At 64.1% G+C, this 13,440-nt stretch carries 16 protein-coding genes; 9 read left to right on the top strand and 7 right to left on the bottom strand.

Going from position 1 to position 13,440, the window contains the following annotated elements:
- Positions 1 to 384: 384 nt before the first annotated feature.
- The 5 genes from IVB05_RS40310 to IVB05_RS40290 are packed head-to-tail and all read left to right on the top strand — an operon-like array spanning position 385 to position 5,682.
- Entirely contained in the window at positions 385 to 1,302 is a 918-nt protein-coding gene (locus tag IVB05_RS40310; RefSeq protein WP_247781624.1) for an ABC transporter permease, read from the top strand.
- Positions 1,299 to 2,180 (top strand): ABC transporter permease, encoded by an 882-nt coding sequence (locus IVB05_RS40305; protein ID WP_247781623.1) that lies wholly within the window; start codon positions 1,299 to 1,301, stop codon positions 2,178 to 2,180. Before IVB05_RS40310 ends, IVB05_RS40305 begins: the two co-directional genes overlap by 4 nt.
- Complete coding sequence (locus IVB05_RS40300; RefSeq protein ID WP_247781622.1) at positions 2,177 to 3,157, top strand: ABC transporter ATP-binding protein; 981 nt, start codon at positions 2,177 to 2,179, stop codon at positions 3,155 to 3,157. The genes IVB05_RS40305 and IVB05_RS40300 overlap by 4 nt, the downstream gene beginning before the upstream one ends.
- Positions 3,154 to 4,104, top strand: coding sequence for an oligopeptide/dipeptide ABC transporter ATP-binding protein (locus IVB05_RS40295; protein WP_247781621.1), 951 nt, complete (start codon positions 3,154 to 3,156; stop codon positions 4,102 to 4,104). Before IVB05_RS40300 ends, IVB05_RS40295 begins: the two co-directional genes overlap by 4 nt.
- 48 nt (positions 4,105 to 4,152) lie before the next feature.
- Positions 4,153 to 5,682: an ABC transporter substrate-binding protein gene (locus IVB05_RS40290; RefSeq protein ID WP_247781620.1), complete on the top strand. Its 1,530-nt coding sequence runs from the start codon at positions 4,153 to 4,155 to the stop codon at positions 5,680 to 5,682.
- A gap of 178 nt (positions 5,683 to 5,860) precedes the next feature.
- On the opposite strand, the gene IVB05_RS40285 is transcribed toward IVB05_RS40290, so the two are convergent.
- Positions 5,861 to 6,565 (bottom strand): glutathione S-transferase family protein, encoded by a 705-nt coding sequence (locus tag IVB05_RS40285; protein WP_247781619.1) that lies wholly within the window; start codon positions 6,563 to 6,565, stop codon positions 5,861 to 5,863.
- Between the two features lie 109 nt (positions 6,566 to 6,674).
- Between IVB05_RS40285 and IVB05_RS40280 the strand changes: the two genes are divergently transcribed.
- Positions 6,675 to 7,028 (top strand): helix-turn-helix domain-containing protein, encoded by a 354-nt coding sequence (locus IVB05_RS40280; RefSeq protein ID WP_247781618.1) that lies wholly within the window; start codon positions 6,675 to 6,677, stop codon positions 7,026 to 7,028.
- Positions 7,029 to 7,047: 19 nt separating this feature from the next.
- On the opposite strand, the gene IVB05_RS40275 is transcribed toward IVB05_RS40280, so the two are convergent.
- Positions 7,048 to 8,727 carry a tetratricopeptide repeat protein gene (locus IVB05_RS40275; protein WP_247781617.1) on the bottom strand — a complete coding sequence of 560 codons (1,680 nt, stop codon included), beginning with the start codon at positions 8,725 to 8,727 and terminating at the stop codon, positions 7,048 to 7,050.
- A gap of 194 nt (positions 8,728 to 8,921) precedes the next feature.
- Between IVB05_RS40275 and IVB05_RS40270 the strand changes: the two genes are divergently transcribed.
- The gene (locus IVB05_RS40270) at positions 8,922 to 9,176 is read left to right on the top strand and encodes a hypothetical protein (RefSeq protein WP_247781616.1); all 255 of its coding nucleotides are present in this window, start codon (positions 8,922 to 8,924) and stop codon (positions 9,174 to 9,176) included.
- On the top strand, positions 9,169 to 9,456 hold the full coding sequence (locus IVB05_RS40265; protein ID WP_247781615.1) for a hypothetical protein: 288 nt from the start codon (positions 9,169 to 9,171) through the stop codon (positions 9,454 to 9,456). The genes IVB05_RS40270 and IVB05_RS40265 overlap by 8 nt, the downstream gene beginning before the upstream one ends.
- A 217-nt stretch (positions 9,457 to 9,673) precedes the next feature.
- Here the strand turns inward: IVB05_RS40265 and IVB05_RS40260 are convergent, their stop codons facing one another.
- The 5 genes from IVB05_RS40260 to IVB05_RS40240 all read right to left on the bottom strand — a co-directional run bounded on the left by IVB05_RS40260 (position 9,674) and on the right by IVB05_RS40240 (position 12,424).
- Positions 9,674 to 11,149: an amidase gene (locus IVB05_RS40260; RefSeq protein WP_247781614.1), complete on the bottom strand. Its 1,476-nt coding sequence runs from the start codon at positions 11,147 to 11,149 to the stop codon at positions 9,674 to 9,676.
- A gap of 129 nt (positions 11,150 to 11,278) precedes the next feature.
- Positions 11,279 to 11,557, bottom strand: a complete 279-nt coding sequence (locus IVB05_RS40255) for a DUF1488 domain-containing protein (RefSeq protein WP_247781613.1) — start codon at positions 11,555 to 11,557, stop codon at positions 11,279 to 11,281.
- A 31-nt stretch (positions 11,558 to 11,588) separates the two neighbouring features.
- Positions 11,589 to 11,777: a hypothetical protein gene (locus IVB05_RS40250; RefSeq protein WP_247781612.1), complete on the bottom strand. Its 189-nt coding sequence runs from the start codon at positions 11,775 to 11,777 to the stop codon at positions 11,589 to 11,591.
- An 85-nt stretch (positions 11,778 to 11,862) separates the two neighbouring features.
- Positions 11,863 to 12,162: a hypothetical protein gene (locus IVB05_RS40245; protein WP_247781611.1), complete on the bottom strand. Its 300-nt coding sequence runs from the start codon at positions 12,160 to 12,162 to the stop codon at positions 11,863 to 11,865.
- Positions 12,155 to 12,424 (bottom strand): hypothetical protein, encoded by a 270-nt coding sequence (locus tag IVB05_RS40240; protein WP_247781610.1) that lies wholly within the window; start codon positions 12,422 to 12,424, stop codon positions 12,155 to 12,157. The genes IVB05_RS40245 and IVB05_RS40240 overlap by 8 nt, the downstream gene beginning before the upstream one ends.
- Before the next feature lie 194 nt (positions 12,425 to 12,618).
- Here IVB05_RS40240 and IVB05_RS40235 point away from each other — a divergent pair, with 194 nt between their 5' ends.
- Positions 12,619 to 13,425, top strand: coding sequence for a transglutaminase family protein (locus IVB05_RS40235; protein ID WP_247781609.1), 807 nt, complete (start codon positions 12,619 to 12,621; stop codon positions 13,423 to 13,425).
- Positions 13,426 to 13,440: the final 15 nt, after the last annotated feature.

Raw genomic sequence — 13,440 nt, 5'->3', positions numbered from 1 at the left:
TCGTTCGCTGCCGATGAGCCCTGACACCGCACAACCGGCGGCCGTGTGAGCCATCTCGGCTCAGTTCGCTCGAAAAATGGGCGCAGGCTTCGAGTCCACGGACCTTGGTGTCTCCGATGCGGTCCCTGCATGGCCCGTATTCTGGAACCAGGGATATTGAATTCGCTCGAATTTCTTCGGCCGCTAAACCTTATCGGGACTCGTGAGACCGGGGATTGCCGTGGCACGCAGATTGCAATCATCGCAATGGGGATCGTTGCGGTGGGCAATCGTGGCAATCGTCAACTCGCTCTTGCATGGGACGACAGTTTGGTGACACCGTTGCGTTTGCTTTGCCGGCCTGAGAACGTGGGGGCGTGCTGGTCGGTTTTGGGGATGTTGTAGATGTTGCGTCTGATTGCCCGGCGTCTTGCTATCGGTGTGCTGGTCGCGCTCACCGTGATGACGCTCGCATTCCTGCTGACGCGGCTGTCCGGCGACCTCGCCATTTCGATCGCCGGCCCTTCGGCAACGCAAGCCGACGTCGAAATCGTGCGCAAGGCCTATGGCCTCGATCGCCCGCTCTACGTGCAGTTCTTCGCCTGGACCGGCCGCGCCATGGTCGGCGATTTCGGCCAGAGCTATTTCTTCAAGGACAGCGTGGCGAACCTGATCCAGAAGCGCCTGCCGATCACGCTCACGCTCGGTCTCGTGGGCCTGAGCCTTGCGTTGGTCATCTCGATTCCACTCGGCATACTGGCGGCGCTGCGCGAAAACACCTGGATCGATCGCAGCGTCACCCTGTTCACGATGGTCGGGCAGGCGGTGCCGAGCTTCTGGCTCGCACTGATCCTGATGATCGTGCTCGGCCTGCAGCTCGGGGTGCTGCCGATCTCGGGCACCGGCACCTGGCAGCATTTCGTGATGCCGGGGATCGTGCTCGCCTTCACGGCGATCCCGGCGCTGACGCGGCTGACGCGCTCGGGGATGATCGAGGCGATGGCCTCTGATTACATCCGCACCGCGCGCGCAAAAGGCCTGTCGCGGGCGCGCATCATCTTCAAGCATGCGCTGCGCAACGCCGCCATTCCGGTCGTGTCGATTGCCGCGGTCCAGCTCGGCTTCATGCTGGGCGGCTCGATCGTGATCGAGACGGTGTTCGCGCTGCATGGCGTCGGCTATCTCGGCTGGGAGAGTATCGCCAAGAATGATTTCCCCGTCGTGCAGGCGGTGGTGCTGGTGCTTGCCGTGTTCTACATCGGCCTCACTCTCTTGGCCGACATCCTCAATTCACTGCTCGATCCGAGGCTGCGCACGGGATGAGCGAACCGATTGCCATTCAGGCCCCCCAGCCTTCGAGTGTCGGTGCGTCGCGCATCGGCACCGCCGGCTTTGCGATCGGGATCGCCATCGTCGCGCTGGTCGTCGCAGCCGCGGTCATCGGCAACGCGCTGGTGCCGCAGGATCCGTTCACGCAAGATCTCGGCAACCGTCTCAAGCCGCCGTTCTGGATGGAGGGTACCCAGGCGGGACACCTGCTCGGCACCGACCAGCTCGGGCGGGATTATCTGGCGCGGCTGGTTTATGGCGCGCGCATTTCGCTCCTGATCGGCATCATGACGGTGATCACGTCGGGGGTGATCGGTATCACGCTCGGCGTTCTCGGCGGCTTCTTCGGCGGCCGCGTCGACGATGTCGTGCTGTTCGCCATTACGACGCGGCTGTCTATCCCCGTCGTGCTGGTCGCGCTCGCGGTGGTCGGGCTGATGGGGTCGGGCCTCGGGCTCGTCGTGGCGACCCTTGGGCTGTTGTTGTGGGATCGCTTCGCGGTGGTGGCGCGCGCCACCACCATGCAGGTTCGCAACCACGACTATGTCAGCGCGGCCTGGTGCGCCGGAGCCTCGACGGCGCATATCCTCATCAGGGAGATCCTGCCGAACATCGCCAGCCATCTCGCCGTGGTGGCAACGCTGGAGATGGCGCTGGCGATCCTGCTCGAAGCCGCCTTGTCGTTCCTCGGCCTCGGCGTGCCGCCGCCGCTGCCGTCCTGGGGGCTGATGATCGCCGAGGGCAAGGATTACATGTTCTTTTCACCTTGGGTGATCATGATCCCCGGCGTCGCGCTGGCTGTTCTGGTGCTCGGCATCAATCTGGTCGGCGACGGACTGCGCAACCTGCTCGGCGCGGAGCGGCTGCGATGAGCGCGCTGTTGGAGGTCGAGGAGCTGCAGGTGACGTTCGGCGGCCGCACCGCGGCGGTGCGCGGCGCCTCGTTCCGGGTCGAGAAGGGCGAGACCCATTGCCTGGTCGGCGAATCCGGCTGCGGCAAGTCGGTGAGCGCGCTGGCGGTGATGAGCCTGCTCGCGCGCGGTGGCCAGCGTTCGGCGAAACAGATGAGCTTTTCCGGCACCGACCTCACCTCGCTGTCGGACCGCGAGATGGCGCGGTTGCGCGGCAATCGCATGGCGATGATCTTCCAGGAGCCGATGACCAGCCTCAACCCGGCGTTTACGATCGGCTCGCAGATGGCGGAGGTGCTGACGCGCCACAAGGGAGGCTCGCGCGCTGCGGCGCTTGACCGCGCCGCCGAACTGATGGGCCGCGTCGGCATCACCGCACCCGGCATGCGGCTCGGCCAGTTCCCGCACCAGCTCTCGGGCGGCTTGCGTCAGCGCGTCATGATCGCGATGGCGCTGATGTGCGATCCTGAATTACTGATCGCCGACGAGCCGACCACCGCGCTAGACGTCACCGTGCAGGCGCAGATCCTGCGGCTGCTCGCCAACCTCAAGCGCGAGTTCGGCCTCTCGATCCTGCTGATCACCCACGACCTCGGCATCGTCGCGCGCGTCGCCGACCACGTGTCTGTCATGTATGCCGGCGAGGTGGTGGAGCGTGCGCCGACCGCCGAATTGTTCCGTGCGCCGCAACACCCTTACACGCGCGGCCTGTTGTCCTGTGTGCCGGTACCGGGCCGCGTGCAGCGCGACCGGCCGCTCGGTTCGATTCCCGGCGTCGTGCCGGCGATCGGGGCGGGCTTTGCCGGCTGCGCCTTTCGCTCGCGCTGCGCCCACGCCGACGAGACTTGCGCGCGCGCGATTCCGCGGCGGCAGGCAGGCGATGTGCACGACTATCTTTGCCGGCTCGAGCCGGACTGGGCGGAGCTGCAACCCGCATGACCGCCGCGATCGAGGTTGAGAACCTGCGGTGCGAATTCCGCGTCCACACCGGCTTGATGTCGGCGGAAAAGCGCGTGGTCGCGGTCGACGATGTCACGTTCAGCGTGCCGGCCGGCAGCGTGCTCGGCATCGTCGGCGAGTCCGGATGCGGCAAATCCACGCTCGCGCGCATGATCCTCGGATTGCTCAAGCCGACAGCAGGGACCGTTTTGGTCGACGGCAAGCGCCTGTTCGACCTCGACCGCAAGGCGCGTGCCCGGCTGATCCAGCCTGTGTTCCAGGATCCGTTTGCCTCGCTCAATCCGCGCCGGCGCATCAAGGACATCGTCGCCCTGCCGCTGACCGCGCAGGGCACGTTCTCGCGCGCCGAGGTCGAGCGCCGCGTCGGCGGCATTCTCGAGCGCGTCGGGCTGTCGGCCGCGATGGGCGAGCGCATGCCGGCGCAATTGTCCGGCGGACAGCGCCAGCGTGCGGCGATTGCGCGTGCGCTGGTGCTCGAGCCGCGGATCGTGATCTGCGACGAGCCGACCAGCGCGCTCGACGTCTCGGTGCAGGCGCAAATCCTCAATCTGCTTGCCGATCTGCGCCGCGATCTCGGGCTGACCTACCTCTTCATCAGCCACAATCTCGCCGTCGTGGAACACGTCGCGAGCGAGGTCGCGGTGATGTATCTCGGCCGGATCGTCGAGCGCAACGAAACCGACGCGCTGTTTCGCACGCCCCGTCACCCCTATACGAAGGCGCTGCTGGAAAGCGTGCTGACGCCGGAGCCGGGCAAGGGTGTGCCTGATATCGGCCTCGGCGACGCCATGCCGGATCCCGCCAATATTCCGCCGGGCTGCCGGTTCAACCCGCGCTGCCGCATCGCGGTCGAACGCTGCCGCCATGAGGCACCAACGCGCATGGTCCGGCCTCCCCAGGGAATGGCAGAGTGTCATCTGGCATAAGGCGTGCTTCACGCCACTTCACAAAACACCAATAATGGAGAGGGCGATATGCGTATGCAAAACAAGCTCGGTGCGGCCATTCTGGCCGCGGTTCTATCGGGCGCCGGTGCGTTGCCCGCGGCCGCTCAGAAGTCCGCCGACACGCTGCGGATCGTGATGCGCGATGCGCTTCCCAACGTCGATCCCTTTTTCAACAATCTGCGCACCGGCGTGGTGATGCACCACCAGGGCTGGGACGCGCTGGTCTACCGCAATCCGGATACTTTCAAGCTGGAGCCGCTGCTCGCAACCGAGTGGAAGTTTCCGGATCCGACCACCATCGAGTTTACACTGCGCCCGGGCGTAAAATTCCACGACGGCAGCGCGTTCACGGCCGACGACGTGGTCTATACGGTCAACCTTGTCGCCGATCCGGCGAGCCGCGTGTCGACGCCGTCGAACTACAACTGGATCGAAAAGGCGGAGAAGACCGGCGATCTTTCGGTGCGCGTCAAGCTGAAGCGGCCGAATCCGGCCGCGCTGGAATATTTCGCGCTGGTGCTGCCGATCTATCCCAAGGCCTATCGCGAGAAGGTCGGCGCCGAAGGCTACGCCAAGGCGCCGGTCGGCGCGGGCCCCTACAAGATGACCAGGGTCGAGTCCGGCGTCTCCATCGACTTCGAGCGGTTCGAGGATTACTGGGCCGGCAGTCCCAAGGGCAAGCCTGCGATCAAGAAGATGAGCGTGCGCTTCGTGCCGGACGCTACGACCGAAATGACGGAGTTGCTTGCCGGCCGCGCCGACTGGATCTGGAACATGAACCCGGACCAGCTCGAGCCCGTGAACCGGATGCCGCATCTGCAGGCCGTGCGCAAGGAATCGATGCGGATCGGCTTTCTCTCGCTCGACGCGGGCGGCCGCACCGGCGCCGACAATCCCCTGACCAAGCTCAAGGTGCGCCAGGCGATCTGGCATGCGATCGATCGCAAGGCGATTGCCGACAAGCTTGTCACCGGCGGCAGCCGCGTTCCTTCAGCGCCATGCTTCCCGTCGCAGTTCGGATGCGATGCCGAAGCCGCAGTAGCCTACGACTACGATCCGGCGAAGGCGAAGAAGCTTCTCGCAGAGGCCGGCTATCCCGATGGCTTCGACGTCGAGCTTGCCAGTTACGTGCTGCCGCAATGGGGTTCGTCGGTCCAGAACTACCTGCATGCGGTCGGCATCCGCGCCAAGCTCAACCAGCTCCAGACGGCAGCCTTGATCCAGCGCGCCAAGGCAGGCGAATTGCGGATGTATCTCGGAAGCTGGGGCAGCTATTCGATCAACGACGTCTCGGCGATCCTTCCCAATTACTTCGACGGCGGCGCCGATGATTACGCGCGCGATCCCGACGTGCAGAAATGGCTGCTCCAGGGCGGATCGACCATAAGTCCGGAAGTGCGCAAGGAGGCCTATTCGTCCGCGATCAAGAAGATCACCGAGCAGGCCTACTGGGCGCCGCTGCACACCTATGTGACGACCTACGGTCACTCCAGGCAGCTCGACTTCACGCCGTACCCGGACGAGCTGCCGCGCTTCTATTTGGCGAAGTGGAAGTAGGGCAGGTATTGATACGTCGTTCGACCGACAACGCGGCGTAAGAACTTCGTAGGGTGGGCAAAGCATAGCGTGCCCACCATTACGAGCGACGTCCCGGATGGTGGGCACGGCGCGAAGCGCGCCTTTGCCCACCCTACGATTCTGCGCCCCGCCGTCATTGCCAGGCCGGCCCGTGGCCTCAGCCGCCGAACCGCTCGATGACATCTGCGAGCGGAATATGGCCGACACAGGCGCCTGTGCCCGAACTGATGTCGCCGTTCTCCAGCGCCGTTGCATGGATCACGGCGGGGTCGGCCTCGATGCGGCGGCGCAGGGCGGCGAGTTTCGGCCAGCGTGAGGGATCGGCGACCTGATGGAAGTCGAGCCATCGTGCGACGCCGACCAGAATGCCGTCGGCCAGCGTCGGGTGCTCACCGACGAGAAAAGGATGATCTCCTATCATGGCCTCGAGCTTGTCATGCCGCTCGATCACCCGCGCGGCGCCGAACTCGCGCAACGATGCCTGCATTTGCGGGTTCGGCTTCGCCATCTCCAGCGCGACCCATAGCGGCGAGAACGCGCCTGTGAAGCCCGTGTTAACAAAGCCGATCAGCTGGTGCATCCGGTCCGCTTCCGGCGACAGAGGCGCGAAGCTGATGCGCCGCTCGCTGTCTCTTGCCTCGAGCCAGGCAGCGATCGCCATCGTCTCGGTCAGCACCCGCCCTGCATCCGTGATCAGGGCCGGCGTTTCGTGCCGGGCATTGATGCGGGCATAGGAAGCGTCGCGCATCTCGCCGAGCATATCGACGCGGCAGAGCGAATAGGGTTTGCCAAGCCATTCGAGGGCGGCGACAAGCCCCATCGAGCTTCCGGCCGGGAAGCCATAAACAAGAATCGGTTCCATTGGTATGTTCTCCGTGATTTCTGCTGATCACGCTGCGCAGCGTGGCTGGAAACTACGGATCGCGCTGCCCAAGTAAATGACGCACCTTTTTGTAACCACGAGTAATCAGATGAAAGATCTCGTCTCCCGCTGTCCCATCGAAGAAGTGATGCAGGTCGTGAGCGGTCGCTGGCCCGGCCTGCTGATCTACTATCTGAAGCAGGGCACGAAACGCTTCAGCGATCTGCGCAGGGACAACCCCGCGATCTCGCACAAAATGCTCACTTTGGAGCTTCGCAAGCTGGAGGACGCCGGCATTGTCGCGCGCACTGAATTCGAGGGATATCCGTTGCGCGTGGAATATGATCTGACGCCGGCTGGTCTCCAGCTCGTGCCGTTGCTTGATGCGCTGGGAAGCTGGTGGGATGCGACTGAAGCTTGCCGGGGTCAGGACAGCACGTTGCCGGTCCAGGCGACGGAATAATCGCAGGGCGCGCAATACGTCAGCTCTCCGGCAACCCCGCCGCCGCCATCAACTGCATGATCCGTTCGGCCGCCTCGATGTAGACCGGACTGGAGTTCTTCTTGGGCGTCGGGACGTTGCCCACGGTCGAGCCGGGCCGCAATTCACGGCCTTTTTCCATCGCAGCTCTGGCTTCGTCGGTCTTTCCCAATTGCTGATAGGCCGCCGCAAGCAACATATGCGTGCGTCCGCTGGCGGAGGTGATCGCGATCGACTTCAGTAGCCACGGCACGGCGTCTTCGGCGCGGCCCATCAGCATGTTGGCCCAGCCGGCACCGATCATCCACGTCCAGCGCGACACTTGCGGCGTGTCGAACCGGTCTGCCTGCTTGAACGTCGCCAGCGCGTCCTCGAAACGTCCGGTCTGGATCTGGGCAAGGCCGACATGATACAGCGCGATCCCGTTCCACGGGTCGAAGCTCAGGGCCCGCGCGCAGGCCACGAGACTTGCGCGAAACTGGTTGGTCGCGTTGAGGAAGCGGCAATAGGCCTCGTGCGCCGGAATGTAATTCGGCTTTGTCCGCAGCGTCTGTTGCAGTATCGCCTCGGCCTTGGCTTCGGACGCCTCGCGCTCCGCCGGACTCAACCAGACCATCTGCACACCGCGCATCAGCAGCGCGGCGAGCGCGACCTGAACGTCGGAATTGTCAGGGTCTTCGGCGAGCGCCCTCTCCAGTATGGCCTGCGCCGCCTGAAAACGTTCCGGCGAGGTCTGATTGATATGGGCAGTCGCCTGTTCGATCACGACCTTGTTCTTCGCAGCGGATCGCGGGTCGGCATTCAGCAATTCGTTGATACGGAGCGCCAGCGCGTGCCCCACGCCTGCCGCAAGGCGCGACTGCTGGAGCGGCAGGTCCATGTCTTGGGTGATGCTGACCGAATAGGAAGCGGTCCACTTGACCTCGCCGGTAGCCGTCCCGGTCATGCGCGCCCGCACGGTCCACGCCTGTTCGCTCTTCTGCAGTTCGCCCTTCACCACGAAGTCTGCCTGCGGTGCGGCCGCTTCCGGAACCAGCACGCGGATATTTTCGATCTTCGCCAGACCATCGGCGAGACGGTCGCTGACGTTCGCGGCCATCTGGGCGGCGAGCGGGTCGTTGCTCGCGTCTGCGATAGGCATCACGGTGATGGTCGTGGGCCCGCGCGCAAAGATCAGACCGGGCCGCAACATCCACACGGCGGCCGCCGTGCACAGGATGGCGAGCCCCGCGACAGAAGCGAAGGCTGCGCTGCGGCGCCGGCTGAAGTCGAAAAACCGTTTCGCGGGCTCACTATTCGTCTCGGTGGCCGCCTTCGTGTCCGATGCGGCGGTCGCCGGCGGGCTGACGGGCGCAATTTCCGGCGCCGCAGGGACGGGGACCTCGGTCACCTCGGCCTGGAACAGATAGCCGCGCCCCGAAATCACCCGGACCACCTGGCGCTTGTCGTCGCCGAGCGCAGTGCGGATTTCGCGGATGCACTGGAACAGGCTGTCCTCGCCGACATGGACGTTCGGCCAGACCGCCTCCATCAACTGCTGCTTGCTCAGGACGCGGCCGGCATTGCTGGCGAGCAGCCGCAGTATCTCCAGGGTCTTGGGCCGGAGCCTGATCGTCCCGCCATCGGGTGCGCGCAGCTCGGCGCGCTCCGAATCGAGCTCAAAACCGGAAAAGCGCAGCACCGTTCCTCTCCCACCGGCAACTGTCCCCATTTAGTCCCCGGATCGACCGCAAAAATGTGCCCAAACGCACAGGCACGCGGAATATCAGAAAAATTTCAGAAAGTCTCAACAGCCGCATCAGGACACCGCTGGCCCCTAATGCGATGTTGCAGATGCCCGAGGGCTGGAAGGGAGAATTCCGAGTGAGATCAAACGTGTCTGTGCCAAGCTCCGCTTGCCGGAGTGCCGTGGTTCGCCGGCTGCGGGGCGTATTGCCGGCATCGACCGCGCTGTGCCCGGCGGCGCTACCGGCGGTCGCGCGGGGCGCGGCCCGGGAGCTCAATCCAACCGCAGCCGGGTTGATAGCCGCAATCTTGGATTTCAATGCGGATGCGAACTGGAGCCCGGCGCCAGTACCGACCGGCACTGCCCGCAGCTACGCAGGCAAGCGCGTCGTGCGCCATGTGTGAAGAGCTTCACAACCGGACCGGTATCTTGATGCTAAAATCAATTCGCCCCGCCCACGACATGGCCGTTGAAGAAGCCGATCAGCCCGCAGAGCAAGGATTGAACAGCATGGCCGAAACCCTGAACCTTGCCCAGGTCAAGGCCGAGCTGTCCTATCTCAATCGTCTGGACGAAAGGCGCGAGACTAATGTGGAGAGTTTGAAGCGCCTGAAGGAAGCCCGTGACGCTCTGCTTGGTAGGGGAAGTGAAGTCGCGGAGGGCTCAATCTCACGAAGTTCCTAGAGTAGGATCAGATTAGGTCGGGCCGTGACGACGGATCATCTCGTGCCTCGGACGCAAGCGGCGTGAGTGCTGCGAGCCGGGGCCCATTCTACTTTGCATGGGGTTGTTTTCGCGATTTTATGTCTGGGCCTTGCGGTGTAGATGACAGGCTCCGCGAAGCAATCCATGCCTCGGCGTCGGGAAAGATGGGTTGCCTCGCTGCGCTCGCTTGAGATTGTCAATCGCTCGTCACATGCACGCCGGGCTTCTTTCCCGCGTTCCACTTGCCGCCGATCGCGCGCTCGATCTGCGCCGCCAGTTGCAATAGCAACCCGTCGTTCGCCTGCTTGGCGATCGCCTGGATGCCGAGCGGCAGGCCGTGCTCGTGGGTAGCGAGCGGCAGCGAGATCGCGGGGATGCCGCAGAGATTGGCGAGCGGCGTGAAGGCAAAATTGCGCCAGAGGTTGCCGAACCAGTCCAGCACGGACGGATTGTCGCTGATCGTGAGATACTCCGTGGTGCCGACCTTCGGCGTCGGCAATGCCGTGATCGGCGTCAGGATGATGTCCCAATCCTCGAAGAACGCGCCGAAGCCGCGCGAGGTCGTGTTGAACACCGCCTGCATCCGCGCCCGGTCGGCGTAGCTCGTGTTCCGGCCATGCTCCCAGATCCGGACGTTGATGGGCTCAATCAGATATTCCGGCGGTTTCTCCAGCCCGCGCGCGGCCAGCATGTTGGAGATGACGACGGCAAAATTGCTGATGTAGCAGGTGGTCTGCGCCGCAAAGGCTTCGCGATAGTCCAGCTCCGGCAAGGCGTAATCGACGTGATGGCCGAGGCCTTCAAGGAAGCGCCCGACCTTTTGCAACTCGGCCGCGATCTGCGGCGTCGCCTGGTAATCGCCCCACTTGTACGACAGCGCGATTTTCAGCCGCGCCGGATCGCGCGTGATCATCCGCGTATAAGGCTCGGGCGGACTCCAGAACGGCATGAATTCGCCCGGCGCCGGACCGCGGCAGGCGTCGACGAAAGCCGCGGTGTCGCGCACCGTGCGCGACTGGCAGCCTTGAATCGAGACCAGCCCGCTGAGGTCGGACAGAAGCGGCGCCAGCGAGAACACGCCGCGCGAGACCTTCAGCCCGATATTGCCGTTGACCCCTGCGGGAATCCGGATCGAGCCGCCGCCATCCGTGGCATGCGCGATCGGGACAGTGCCTGCGGCGACCATCGCGGCGCTGCCGGCTGACGAGCCGCAGGTGGTGTAGCCGGTATTCCAGGGATTGCGCGTGACGTAGACGGCGGGATTGTCCGCCGAGCTGCAGACCCCGAATTCCGGCGTAGTGGTGCGGCCGATCAGATTGAGCCCGGCCCCGCGCATCTTCGTCGTCATGAACGTGTCGGCGGTGGCGCGATTGCCGCGCATGTAGAGCGAGCCCATTTCCTGCAGGCGGCCCTTCATTGTCGGGCCGAGGTCCTTCATCAGGAACGGAAGTCCGGCAAACGGTCCGTCGAGATTGGTGCCGTCGGTGGCGGGGTCTGTGACCGCATCCTCGAAGATTTCGACGACGGCTGAAAGCGCGGGATCGACCTTGGCGATGCCGGCGGCCGCCTGCGCGGCCAGTTCCGCGGCCGTCAGTTCACCCTTCGCGACGCGCGCGGCGAGCGCAACGCCGTCGTGGTCAGCCCATTCGTCCCAGCTCATCGGCAAGTTCATGCAATAGGCCCCTTCGGAAATAGCCCGGGACCTTAAAACATGATCGGGGAAAAGGCGGAACTGTTTTTCACCGGTCCGCGGACCGGTTCATCGTGACATCAGCGACGGCCGCCCGCGCGGCGGGCGTCTTCAGGAACGGAAATCTATGCCGCGCACGATGATGCCCGGAGGAGAGCCTTCGAACTCCCGCTTCTCGAATTTGCGGGACGCGCACGCCTCGATCCGGTCCCGCAATCGCGAAAACTGTTCCTCGCGCCGGTTTGCCGGCGTGCGCGGCACGTGTTCCAGTTCATCCATCGCCGCAGCGCTGACGGCGCAGGGCACTTCCCTGCCGCCGTCCATCATGGAGAACAGCAGGACCATCCGGTCGTCGTCATAGCCTCGGATGTTGCCGCGCGCGAACGTCATCAGGCATTTCTCCCGGAGCGAAACGATTCTCTCATCCGGCTACCCTCTTTTTTGTTACCGGCGGCGGATTGATTTCTGCGATCCTGCGCAGGCAATCCGCTTCGGAAGAATGCGGGCCCGAGACGAAGGTTCCACTGACCTTGGTCGAATACCAGCCGGACTCCACCCCGAGACGAAGCGATTCTTCCGTCATGACATGACGTGGCGAGAGATTTTGCATCAGGTGCTTTCGGTTTATGCCGTTCGATCCTGGTCGGGACGGCTGGATGAAGTGTGCAGTTCTTTTAAGCCGAACATCGTCTTGTTCAGGTCATTTCTCCCGAGAGTCGGGTGAGATCCGCAAGCACCGCGGCTACGAGGTCGCGGTGATGGGTGTCGGCCGCCGGCAGGCTGGCGGAATACAGGTTGAGCACGTAACGCGCCTTGGCCACCGCCTCGGGCCACGATGTGGCTGGTGCACCGAGGATCTCGATTTCGACAACGCCCTGCTTGTCACGCAGCAGTTTTGCGTTGGCCTCGACTTCGGCGATCACGCGACGGATATCGGTGGCCTTCTGCGCCGCCATGCCGCGATGTTTGTCGAGCTCGATCGGGGTCTCAGTCACGCGGCGCGCTCGCATCGATGCGTTGCGCGTCGGACAGATCGATCGAACTGATCGAGATCATCTCCATCGCGGAACGTTGCGGCGGCGCGCCGGGCACCATGATCATGGTGGCGACCCGCCGGAAGCAGGGAAACGAAAGGCCCTCGATCATCTCCTCGTCGGTGACGACTTCGTAAGCCCCCGGTGCGAGCTGCCGGTCGATACCCCTGATGCGGAACGGGTGCCTGAAATGAACCGTTTCCCGTCGCGTGCGCGTGGTCATGCCGGCCGCCCGGCGAATCGGCGCACGAAGTCATGAGGTTTTGCGGACATCGTCGCAGGGTGCGCGCTTTTGCGGCAATTAGCTATCGTTTTCTCCACTGCCGGCGGCATTTGGTCGAATGAGGCAGCCGGCGCCTTGTATTCGCTGGTTTCGTAGCCACTTCGAGCAGGCAGTAGATGGAGAAGGCCTTTCGAATGAAGATTCGCGTCGGATTCGAAATGCTCTACGATTTTCCGCAACCGACGCCGATGATCATGGTGCTGGGCACACACTTCACCCGCGCGTCCGATGTCATCGTACCAGATTTCCTCACCACCGGCCCGGTCGTCGAAATCACGCCCTATCGCGACATGTTCGGCAATTGGTGCAGCCGCATGGTTGCGCCCGCCGGCCGCATGCGTCTTGCGGCCGACGGCGTCGTTCGCGACAGCGGCCTGCCCGATCCGACGTTTGCTTCCGCGGCTCAGCATGCGGTCGAAGACCTGCCCGCGGACACCCTGGTCTATCTGCTCGGCAGCCGTTATTGCGAGACTGACCGGCTTTCGGAAATCGCCTGGCAGTTGTTCGAGAAGACGCCGCCGGGCTGGGCCCGGGTTCAGGCGATTTGCGACTTCGTCCATCGTCACATCGCGTTCGGATACGAGCACGCGCGCGCCAGCAAGACGGCGTGGGAGGCTTACGAGGAAGGCAAGGGCGTCTGCCGCGACTATGCCCATCTGGCCATCGCGTTCTGCCGCTGCATGAACATTCCCGCGCGCTATTGCACGGGCTATCTTAGCGATATCGGCACGCCAAAACCCTGGGCCGCAGGCGATTTCGCCGGCTGGTTCGAAGCCTATATCGGCGGGCACTGGCGCACCTTCGATCCGCGCAACAACGTGCCGAGGATCGGCCGCATCCTGATCGCGCAGGGGCGCGACGCCTCCGATGTGCCGATCACCCAGACCTTCGGGCCCAACACATTGGCCGGCTTCAAGGTCTGGACCGACGAGGTCGCGTGACGACGGAATCTTCCC

Origin of the sequence: Bradyrhizobium sp. 170, from assembly GCF_023101085.1 — a bacterium.
GTDB lineage: Bacteria > Pseudomonadota > Alphaproteobacteria > Rhizobiales > Xanthobacteraceae > Bradyrhizobium.
This window is presented reverse-complemented; position numbering and strand designations above follow the sequence as displayed.

Excerpts from the sequence above, each read along its gene's own strand:
- IVB05_RS40310 (WP_247781624.1), top strand. The coding sequence starts at position 385 with ATGTTGCGTCTGATTGCCCGGCGTCTTGCTATCGGTGTGCTGGTCGCG.
- IVB05_RS40305 (WP_247781623.1), top strand. The coding sequence starts at position 1,299 with ATGAGCGAACCGATTGCCATTCAGGCCCCCCAGCCTTCGAGTGTCGGT.
- IVB05_RS40300 (WP_247781622.1), top strand. The coding sequence starts at position 2,177 with ATGAGCGCGCTGTTGGAGGTCGAGGAGCTGCAGGTGACGTTCGGCGGC.
- IVB05_RS40295 (WP_247781621.1), top strand. The coding sequence starts at position 3,154 with ATGACCGCCGCGATCGAGGTTGAGAACCTGCGGTGCGAATTCCGCGTC.
- IVB05_RS40290 (WP_247781620.1), top strand. The coding sequence starts at position 4,153 with ATGCGTATGCAAAACAAGCTCGGTGCGGCCATTCTGGCCGCGGTTCTA.
- IVB05_RS40285 (WP_247781619.1), bottom strand. The coding sequence starts at position 6,565 with ATGGAACCGATTCTTGTTTATGGCTTCCCGGCCGGAAGCTCGATGGGG.
- IVB05_RS40280 (WP_247781618.1), top strand. The coding sequence starts at position 6,675 with ATGAAAGATCTCGTCTCCCGCTGTCCCATCGAAGAAGTGATGCAGGTC.
- IVB05_RS40265 (WP_247781615.1), top strand. The coding sequence starts at position 9,169 with ATGTGTGAAGAGCTTCACAACCGGACCGGTATCTTGATGCTAAAATCA.
- IVB05_RS40260 (WP_247781614.1), bottom strand. The coding sequence starts at position 11,149 with ATGAACTTGCCGATGAGCTGGGACGAATGGGCTGACCACGACGGCGTT.
- IVB05_RS40255 (WP_247781613.1), bottom strand. The coding sequence starts at position 11,557 with ATGACGTTCGCGCGCGGCAACATCCGAGGCTATGACGACGACCGGATG.
- IVB05_RS40250 (WP_247781612.1), bottom strand. The coding sequence starts at position 11,777 with ATGCAAAATCTCTCGCCACGTCATGTCATGACGGAAGAATCGCTTCGT.
- IVB05_RS40240 (WP_247781610.1), bottom strand. The coding sequence starts at position 12,424 with ATGACCACGCGCACGCGACGGGAAACGGTTCATTTCAGGCACCCGTTC.
- IVB05_RS40235 (WP_247781609.1), top strand. The coding sequence starts at position 12,619 with ATGAAGATTCGCGTCGGATTCGAAATGCTCTACGATTTTCCGCAACCG.